This is a genomic window from Mesorhizobium sp. M7A.F.Ca.US.006.04.2.1, from assembly GCF_004022915.1.
Lineage (GTDB): Bacteria > Pseudomonadota > Alphaproteobacteria > Rhizobiales > Rhizobiaceae > Mesorhizobium > Mesorhizobium ciceri.
This window is the reverse complement of record NZ_RZQA01000860.1, coordinates 1-2,667: the sequence shown is the minus strand read 5'-3', so window position 1 is coordinate 2,667 and position 2,667 is coordinate 1. Positions and strand designations below refer to the sequence as shown.

The following is a 2,667-nucleotide window of genomic DNA, read 5'->3' as shown; positions in this document are numbered from 1 at the left end:
CGCCCATGCCGGGACCGCGCGCGCCGGAAAAAGTGTCGCCAAAAATCTGGCTGAAGATGTCGCTGTTGCCGTCGAACGGATCGCCACCGGGTCGACCGGAGCGGAACTCGAACCGCGAGCCGCCCGGACCTTGCTGCCGGCGAAAGCCGCCAAACGGATCGCCGCCCCCGGCAGCGCCCTCAAAGCCCTGGAATCGCGGCTTGCCGTCGGCGTCGATCTCGCCGCGATCGAAAGCGGCGCGATTCTTTTCGTCGCCGACGATCTCGTAGGCCTGGTTGGCTGCGGCAAAACGGTCCTTCGCCTTTGGATCATTCGGATTCTGGTCCGGATGATGCTTTTTGGCGAGTTTCCGGTACGCCGACTTTATGTCTTTGGCCGATGCGTTCCTGGCAACGCCCAGCACCTCATAGGGGTCGCGCATGCTTACTGCCCTGGAGAAGAGTTGAGTCTCTGGTTGCCTCTTATATGCGCTCCCATAGGAAGAAATTCCAGTGCTGGAGCCGCATATCAGACGCGGAAAATCAGAGCGCCTTGAAGTCCTGCATGCGCCAGCCGCCGGCGCTGGCCAGGCACAGTTCGCCTTCGAACATGGCAACGCCGTCAAAGCTTTCGCGCGAGGCCTTGAAGCGGCGGCAGGTCTGGCCGTTGTCCTTCAATTCCGCCAGATCGGTGATGGAACCGCGCGAGCCGGTACCGGCATTGGCCCATGGGACGGCCTGCCCGCCGAGCTGCTCGATGTCGGCCGAGGAGACTGCATTGCCGATCGTCGTCTGGTCGGAGTCGCGATCCAGACTGGCCGGCGCGGCCGAGGCCGATGTGCTGCTGGTCAGGATCGAGCGGTCGACTTCGGCTTTTTCCAGGCTGAAGCCGCCGGCGCCACAAGCGGCAAGCGGCAAGGCGACCGCCACGATCGCGGCTTTCGCGCTGGCCGAAGCGATAACGCTCCATTGCCTGCTGTCAAAAGCTTGCGCGATAAGCGACAATCGGCAGCCTCCCCCTTGCTTCGTTAAGAATCTTGGCTTTGTAAGAATCTTCGTGACAATTTGAGAAAAACTATGAGTGACACTGAGTTAACAAGCGGTGACTTTACCGAGGCTGCCGAGCCGTTTCGCCTGTTTGCCGCATGGCTGGACGACGCCACGAAAAGCGAGCCGAACGACCCCAACGGCGTGGCTCTGGCGACCGTCGATACCGACGGCATGCCGGATGTGCGCATGGTTTTGCTCAAGGGGTTCGATGAAAGCGGGTTTGTCTTCTACACGAATTTCGAGAGCGCCAAGGGCCAGGAGATTCTTGGCAGCATGAAGGCGGCGATGTGTTTCCATTGGAAATCACTGCGCCGCCAGGTACGCATTCGCGGACCGGTGGAGATCGTCAGCGACGCCGAAGCCGACGCCTACTATGCGACACGGCCGCGCGGCAGCCGCATCGGCGCATGGGCCTCGAAACAATCGCGGCCGCTGGAAAGCCGCTTTGCGCTGGAGAAGGCAGTGGCCGAATACACGGCACGCTACCCGATCGGCGAGATCCCGCGGCCAAAGCACTGGTCCGGCTTCCGAATCGTGCCCACGACAATCGAGTTCTGGCACGACAGGCCGTTCCGCCTGCACGACCGGCTCGTCTTCAGCCGCAACGCGAAAGGCGCCTGGGACAAGACGAGGCTTTATCCCTGAAGAAGAGGCTCAGGCCTTCTTTCTCGTCATGAACGCGGTGAGCGCGGCGCGCGCCTCATCGGACTTCAGGCGCTCGCGAAAATGCTCGCTTTCCTCGCCGATGCGGGCGACGAGGTCGTCGCGCGAGCCGCGCATCAGGTCGCGCGCGATCTTCAACGCCTGCGGCGGCTTGGCCGCGATCTGGCCGGCGGCCGCCAGCACCGAGGCCTCCAGTGCTGCTTCCTCGACCACCTCGTAGATCAGGCCGGCGGCCTTCGCCCGTTCAGCCGAAAAGCCCTCGCCGAGGCCGAGCAGCGCGAAAGCGCCTTGCTGCCCGAGGATGCGCGGCGCCAGGAGGCTCGATCCCGCCTCAGGCACCAGGCCAAGGTCGACGAAAGGTGTCCTGAACACGGTGCGTGGCGTGGCGAAGGTCAGGTCGCAATGCAGGTTGAGCGTCGTGCCGATGCCGACCGCGATGCCGTCGACGCCGGAGACCATGGGTTTTTCGACCCTGGCCAGCGCCATCAGGAAGTCCCAGACTTCGGTGCCGCCGTCACCGCCGGTGGCGATGACCATGAAATCGGCAAGGTCGTTGCCTGAGGAGAAGGCGCCGGGCACGCCGAGAAAGACATGGACGCGGATCTCCGGGTCGGCGTCGCCTTCGGCCAGACTTTTTGACATTTTCGCATACATGGCGCGCGTCAGCGCGTTCTTCTTGTCCGGCCGGTTCATGCGGATGATCTGGATGGCGCCCTGGCGCTCGACGAGGATATGGTCTGTCACGGTTCTTTCCTTGTGAACGTCAGGCGGAAATCAGCGTTTTTCCGGCAGCGGCGAGGCTTTCGGCGCCATCGATGACGCGCGCCCGCAAAGCGCTGACCTCGCCGAGCAGGTTTTCGGCGAAGAAGCGGCAAAGGGGAATACGGCCTTGATCGGCAAGAGCGCCGCGCGCCAGATAGGCGCCGCCGGCGGCAAGCGAGATCAGCCTGAGATAGGGCGTCGCGCCCGCCAGCGC

Annotated in this window: 5 protein-coding genes; 1 reads left to right on the top strand and 4 read right to left on the bottom strand. The window is 63.5% G+C overall.

What is annotated here, in order from left to right:
* Both EN925_RS31295 and EN925_RS31290 read right to left on the bottom strand, forming a co-directional pair.
* Nucleotides 1–421: DnaJ domain-containing protein (locus EN925_RS31295; protein WP_164894511.1), on the bottom strand; the 421-nt coding region annotated here is incomplete at its 3' end.
* A 100-nt stretch (nt 422–521) separates the two neighbouring features.
* On the bottom strand, nt 522–983 hold the full coding sequence (locus EN925_RS31290; RefSeq protein ID WP_013532805.1) for an RT0821/Lpp0805 family surface protein: 462 nt from the start codon (nt 981–983) through the stop codon (nt 522–524).
* A gap of 72 nt (nt 984–1,055) precedes the next feature.
* On the opposite strand from EN925_RS31290, the gene pdxH reads away from it, so the two are divergent.
* Nucleotides 1,056–1,673, top strand: coding sequence for a pyridoxamine 5'-phosphate oxidase (gene pdxH / locus EN925_RS31285; protein ID WP_013532806.1), 618 nt, complete (start codon nt 1,056–1,058; stop codon nt 1,671–1,673).
* A 9-nt stretch (nt 1,674–1,682) separates the two neighbouring features.
* On the opposite strand, the gene EN925_RS31280 is transcribed toward pdxH, so the two are convergent.
* Both EN925_RS31280 and EN925_RS31275 read right to left on the bottom strand, forming a co-directional pair.
* Nucleotides 1,683–2,435, bottom strand: coding sequence for a crotonase/enoyl-CoA hydratase family protein (locus tag EN925_RS31280; protein WP_127385665.1), 753 nt, complete (start codon nt 2,433–2,435; stop codon nt 1,683–1,685).
* A 19-nt stretch (nt 2,436–2,454) separates the two neighbouring features.
* Nucleotides 2,455–2,667 (bottom strand): acyl-CoA dehydrogenase C-terminal domain-containing protein (locus EN925_RS31275; RefSeq protein WP_206633018.1); only part of this gene is annotated, 213 nt, incomplete at its 5' end.